The following is a 5517-nucleotide window of genomic DNA, read 5'->3' on the forward strand; positions in this document are numbered from 1 at the left end:
CCGCCGGTGCCGGCGCGGCTCGCGAGGCCTACGCGACCCTCGGCGCCTTCCTGCGCGAGGAGCTCCGCCCGCAGGCCCCCGAGGCCGACGGCGTGGGCCGCGAGCGCTACTCCCTGTGGTCGCGCTACTTCCTGGGGGCGAGGGTCGACCTCGAGGAGACCTACGCCTGGGGCCTGGCCGAGCTCGACCGGGTGATCGCGGAGCAGGAGGCCGTCGCAGCCCAGATCGCCGGCCCCGGGGCGAGCCTCGAGCAGGCCATCGCGGTCCTGGACGCCGAGCCGAGCCGCGTCCTGGACAGCACCGAGGCGCTGCAGGCGTGGATGCAGGCCACCTCGGACGCCGCCCTGCACGCCCTGGACGGGGTGCACTTCGACATCCCCGAGGCGCTGCACGCCCTCGAGTGCCGTATCGCCCCGACCCAGACCGGCGGGATCTACTACACCGGGCCCTCGGACGACTTCTCCCGGCCCGGGCGCATGTGGTGGTCGGTGCCGGCCGACGTCACGAGCTTCACCACCTGGCGCGAGAAGACGACCGTCTACCACGAGGGGGTCCCGGGGCATCACCTGCAGATCGCCCAGGCCGTCTACGAGCGGGAGACCCTCAACCGCTGGCGCCGGCTCGCGTGCTGGGTGTCGGGCCACGGCGAGGGCTGGGCGCTCTACGCCGAGCGGCTCATGGCGGACCTGGGCTTCCTCGACGACGCCGGGGACCGCCTCGGGATGCTCGACGGCCAGCGCATGCGTGCCGCCCGCGTCGTGCTCGACATCGGTGTGCACCTGGGGCTGCCACGCCCCGAGCGCTGGGGCGGAGGCACCTGGGACCACGACACGGCCTGGGAGTTCCTGGTCGCGAACGTCGCCATGCCCGAGGCATTCCTGCGCTTCGAGCTGACCCGCTACCTGGGGTGGCCGGGCCAGGCGCCGGCGTACAAGATCGGCCAGCGGCTGTGGGAGACCGCCCGCGACGAGGCCGCCGAGGCCACGACGGCGCGCGGCGGGGCCCACGACCTCAAGGCCTTCCACGCCCGCGCGCTGGCCCTGGGCTCGGTCGGGCTCGACGTGCTGCGTGAGGCGTTGCGCGCGCCACGCTGACCGTTGACCGGACCATCCGGTCGCAGGACGTAGGATGTCTCCGCCATGCGCAACCCCTGGAACCTCTCCGCACGCCTGCACGTCGACCTGCGACGTCAGGCGAGCGCGTCGTGTCCGGGTGCCCCGGCCGTCCGGCCCGCCTGAGCGACCCACGCTCGCGAGCCCGCCCGACGGCCTTCCCGCACCCTCGACACGACCCCGGAAGGTCCACCATGGCTTCGTCCCGCTCCCGCCTGCGCCTGCCCTCCTTCGGCGCGCAGATCCTCATCGCCCTGGTCCTGGGCATCGGCCTGGGCCTGCTCGCCCGAGCGATCCAGGTCCCTGACGCCCCCGACAACGGGCTGACGGTCACGCTGCAGACCATCGGCAGCTCCTTCGTCCAGCTCCTGCGCGCCCTGGTCCCGCCGCTGATCCTGACGGCGATCATCGCCTCGATCGCCAACCTCGGGAAGGTCACCAACGCAGCACGGCTCGCGGGCCGCACGCTGCTCTGGTTCGGCATCACCGCCCTGGCCTCGGTCGCGATCGGCATCACCCTGGGGCTGGTCCTCCGGCCTGGCCAGAGCACCACCCTGTCCCCCGAGACGGCAGCGCCTCCCGCCCGCACCGGCTCCTGGCTCGACTTCATCACCGGCCTGCTGCCGGCGAACTTCCTCGGCCTGAGCGCGAGCACGACGCTGCAGACCGGCGACGACGGCACGATGACCGCCGGGACCGGGCTCACCTTCAACGCCCTGCAGCTCGTCGTGATCGCCCTCGTCGTGGGCTTCGCGGCCCTCAAGGTCGGCCCCGCCGCCGAGCCCTTCCTGTCCTTCAACCGGTCGGTGCTCGCCGTGGTGCAGAAGGTCCTGTGGTGGCTCATCCGCCTGGCCCCCCTCGGCACCCTCGGCCTCCTGGGCAACGCCGTGGCCACCTACGGCTGGGAGTCCCTCGCCCCGCTGGGCACCTTCACCCTCGCGATGTACCTCGGCCTCGCGCTCGTGCTGTTCGTCCTCTACCCCGTGGTCCTCACCACGAACGGCCTCTCCCCGATCCGCTGGTTCGCGGGGGCCTGGCCGGCGATCCAGCTGGGCTTCGTCTCGCGGTCCTCCCTGGGCACCCTGCCGGTGACCGAGCGGGTCACGGTGCGGAACCTGGGTGTGCCCCGTGAGTACGCCTCCTTCGCGGTGCCCTTCGGAGCGACCACGAAGATGGACGGCTGCGCCGCCGTCTACCCCGCCCTCGCGGCGATCTTCGTGGCCCAGTTCTTCGGCCTCGAGCTCACCGTCTGGGACTACCTGCTCATCGCCTTCGTCTCGGTGGCCGGCTCGGCCGCGACCGCCGGGCTCACGGGCGCGCTGGTCATGCTGACCCTGACGCTGTCGACCCTGGGTCTCCCGCTCGAGGGCGTCGGCCTGCTGCTCGCGATCGACCCGATCCTCGACATGGGGCGCACCGCGGTCAACGTCGCCGGGCAGACGCTGGTCCCGACGATCGTGGCCAAGCGCGAGGGCATCCTCGACCAGGCCGCCTTCGCGGCGTCCAACGCCGCCGACCCGTTCGCCGAGGACGAGGAGGAGGCCACCGAGGTGCAGCAGACCGCCACGGGCGAGCCCACGGCCGAGCCCACGACGACCACCGAGGCGCAGCCCACCCGCTGAGCAGGCGGCCCGGCCCCGGGCGCCCCGCCCGGGCACGCAGGGAGGTCCCCCAGGCGCTAGCCTGCCGCGGGTGACCTCCCTGCTTCTCGCCTCGGCCTCCCCTGCCCGCCTCGAGACCCTGCGCCGCGCCGGCATCGACGCTCGCGTCCAGGTCTCGGGAGTCGACGAGGACCTCACCCTGACCGAGGCCACCCGCCGGTTCGGGCCCCTCGAGGTCGCCGACGCGGTGCTCGTCCTCGCCCAGGCCAAGGCCCAGGCGGTGACGGCCCGTGCCGAGGAGCTCGAGCTGCCCGAGGACCTCCTCGTGCTCGGCTGCGACTCCTTGCTCGAGCTGGACGGCGAGCCCTGGGGCAAGCCCACCGGCGCCGAGGACGCGGTGAGCCGCTGGCAGCGCATGCGGGGCCGCAGCGGCGTGCTGCACACCGGTCACTGGCTCGTCGACACGCGCGCCGGCGCCGGGGAGGGCGGTCAGGGCACGGGGGCGACCATCGGCACGACGGCGTCGACCACCGTGCACTTCGCCGACCTCACCGACGCGGAGATCCGCGCCTACGTGGCCACCGGCGAACCCCTCGCGGTCGCCGGTGCCTTCACGGTCGACGGGCTGGGTGGGCCCTTCGTGGACCGGGTGGACGGGGACCACCACAACGTGGTCGGCCTGAGCCTGCCGGTGCTGCGCGGCCTGCTCGCCGAGGTGGGCGTGACCGTGCCCGACCTGTGGCGCAGCACAACGTCAGCTCCTGACGGGCCTTCTGAGGGCTCCTGAGACCGCCCGCGCTGGGGAACTCGACAAAGCCTGGCGCTCGCGCGTTGCCGATTCGACCAAACCTGGGAACCGCCCCGAGCCACGGGTGATCCCCCGGGCCCCGTGACGTTACGGTGAGCCGTGCCCGAGATCCGCAAGGTCCTCATCGCCAACCGCGGCGAGATCGCCGTCCGCATCGCCAGAGCGTGCGCCGACGCACGCATCGCGAGCGTCGCGGTCTACGCCGACCCCGACCGCGAGTCCCTGCACGTGCGCCTGGCCGACGAGGCCTTCGCGCTCGGCGGGAACCGCGCGGCCGAGACGTACCTCGACGTGGCGAAGCTCCTCGAGGTGGCCCGGCGCAGCGGCGCCGACGCGGTCCACCCGGGCTACGGCTTCCTCGCCGAGAACGCCGGGTTCGCCCAGGCGGTCATCGACGCCGGCCTGGTGTGGATCGGACCGCCGCCGTCCGCGATCGACGCCCTGGGCGACAAGGTCAGCGCGCGGCACATCGCCCAGCGGGCGGGAGCTCCCCTGGTGGCCGGCACGCCGGATCCCGTGACCGGGGCCGAGGAGGTCGAGGCCTTCGCGGCCGAGCACGGTCTGCCCATCGCGATCAAGGCCGCCTTCGGGGGCGGGGGGCGCGGCCTCAAGGTGGCCCGCGAGGCCGAGGAGATCACCGAGATGTACGACTCGGCCGTCCGCGAGGCCGTGGCGGCCTTCGGCCGGGGCGAGTGCTTCGTCGAGCGCTACCTCGACTCCCCGCGCCACGTCGAGACCCAGTGCCTCGCCGACACGCACGGGACCGTCGTCGTGGTCTCCACCCGGGACTGCTCGCTGCAGCGGCGTCACCAGAAGCTCGTCGAGGAGGCGCCCGCCCCGTTCCTGACGGCTGAGCAGGAGCGACTGCTCACCGAGTCCTCGATAGCGATCCTGCGCGAGGCCGGCTACGTCGGGGCGGGCACCTGCGAGTTCCTCGTCGCGGCCGACGGCACGATCTCCTTCCTCGAGGTGAACACCCGACTGCAGGTCGAGCACCCCGTGACCGAGGAGGTCACGGGGATCGACCTGGTGCGCGAGCAGCTGCGGATCGCCGCCGGCGAGCCCCTCGGCTACGAGAGCACCACCGTGCGTGGTCACTCGATCGAGTTCCGGATCAACGGTGAGGACCCCGCCGCGGGCTTCCTCCCGGCCCCGGGCCGGATCAGCAGGCTGCGGTTCCCGGCAGGGCCCGGCGTCCGCGTCGACAGCGGGGTGGTCGAGGGGGACACGGTCTCCGGGGCCTTCGACTCGATGATCGCCAAGCTCATCGTCACCGGCGCCACCCGTACCCAGGCCATCGAACGGGCGCGCCGGGCGCTCGCGGAGCTCGAGATCGTCGGGCTGCCCACCGTGGTGCCCTTCCACCGTGCGGTGCTCGACGCCCCGGCCTTCGCCCCGACCGATCCGGACCACCCCTTCAGCGTGCACACCCGCTGGATCGAGACGGCCTTCACCGAGGAGCTCGCCGCCCTGGGCCGGCCCAGCGGCACCGCGAGCACCCCCGAGGAGCCCGCGGCCGAGGAGGCCGTGACCGAGCGGGTCGTGGTCGAGGTCGGCGGCAAGCGGATCGAGGTCGTGCTGCCCGCAGGGCTGGGGGGCCTGGGCGGCGGCCGCGGACGTGCTGCGTCCGCACGGTCCTCCCGTCCACGACGCACCAGCACCCGGAGCGCGGCGAGCGCCAACGGCACGACGCTGGCCTCGCCCATGCAGGGCACGATCGTCAAGGTCGCGGTGGCCGAGGGCGCCGAGGTCGCCGAGGGGGACCTGGTCGTCGTCCTCGAGGCGATGAAGATGGAGCAGCCCCTGGTAGCGCACCGCGCGGGCACCGTGCAGAGCCTCACGGCCGGCGTCGGGGCGAGCGTCAGCGCCGGCACCGCGATCTGCGAGATCGTCGGCTGAGATGAGCGGGCGGCCGCGCCAGGGCACGCACCGCCAGCCCGGGGACGGCTGGCTCGACTGCGCCTGCGGGGCGCAGCACTGGGGCCTGCTCGGGGCG

General features: G+C 73.8%; 5 protein-coding genes. All 5 read left to right on the top strand.

Going from position 1 to position 5517, the window contains the following annotated elements; genetic code table 11:
• The coding region (locus L0B03_RS13250; protein WP_250446524.1) for a DUF885 domain-containing protein at positions 1 to 1094 on the top strand (1094 nt) is incomplete at its 5' end.
• Positions 1095 to 1139: 45 nt separating this feature from the next.
• Positions 1140 to 1238 carry a putative leader peptide gene (locus L0B03_RS19710; protein WP_372435039.1) on the top strand — a complete coding sequence of 33 codons (99 nt, stop codon included), beginning with the start codon at positions 1140 to 1142 and terminating at the stop codon, positions 1236 to 1238.
• Positions 1239 to 1306: 68 nt separating this feature from the next.
• Positions 1307 to 2734 carry a dicarboxylate/amino acid:cation symporter gene (locus L0B03_RS13255; protein WP_250446526.1) on the top strand — a complete coding sequence of 476 codons (1428 nt, stop codon included), beginning with the start codon at positions 1307 to 1309 and terminating at the stop codon, positions 2732 to 2734.
• 70 nt (positions 2735 to 2804) lie between these two features.
• Complete coding sequence (locus L0B03_RS13260; protein WP_250446528.1) at positions 2805 to 3500, top strand: nucleoside triphosphate pyrophosphatase; 696 nt, start codon at positions 2805 to 2807, stop codon at positions 3498 to 3500.
• A 120-nt stretch (positions 3501 to 3620) separates the two neighbouring features.
• Positions 3621 to 5420 (top strand): biotin carboxylase N-terminal domain-containing protein, encoded by a 1800-nt coding sequence (locus L0B03_RS13265; RefSeq protein WP_250446531.1) that lies wholly within the window; start codon positions 3621 to 3623, stop codon positions 5418 to 5420.
• Positions 5421 to 5517: the final 97 nt, after the last annotated feature.

This window comes from Actinotalea sp. C106 (assembly GCF_023630195.1).
GTDB lineage: Bacteria > Actinomycetota > Actinomycetes > Actinomycetales > Cellulomonadaceae > Actinotalea.

Bases quoted from the DNA above. Each gene is read 5' to 3' on its own strand.
- L0B03_RS13255 (WP_250446526.1), top strand. From the start codon at position 1,307: ATGGCTTCGTCCCGCTCCCGCCTGCGCCTGCCCTCCTTCGGCGCGCAG.
- L0B03_RS19710 (WP_372435039.1), top strand. From the start codon at position 1,140: ATGCGCAACCCCTGGAACCTCTCCGCACGCCTGCACGTCGACCTGCGA.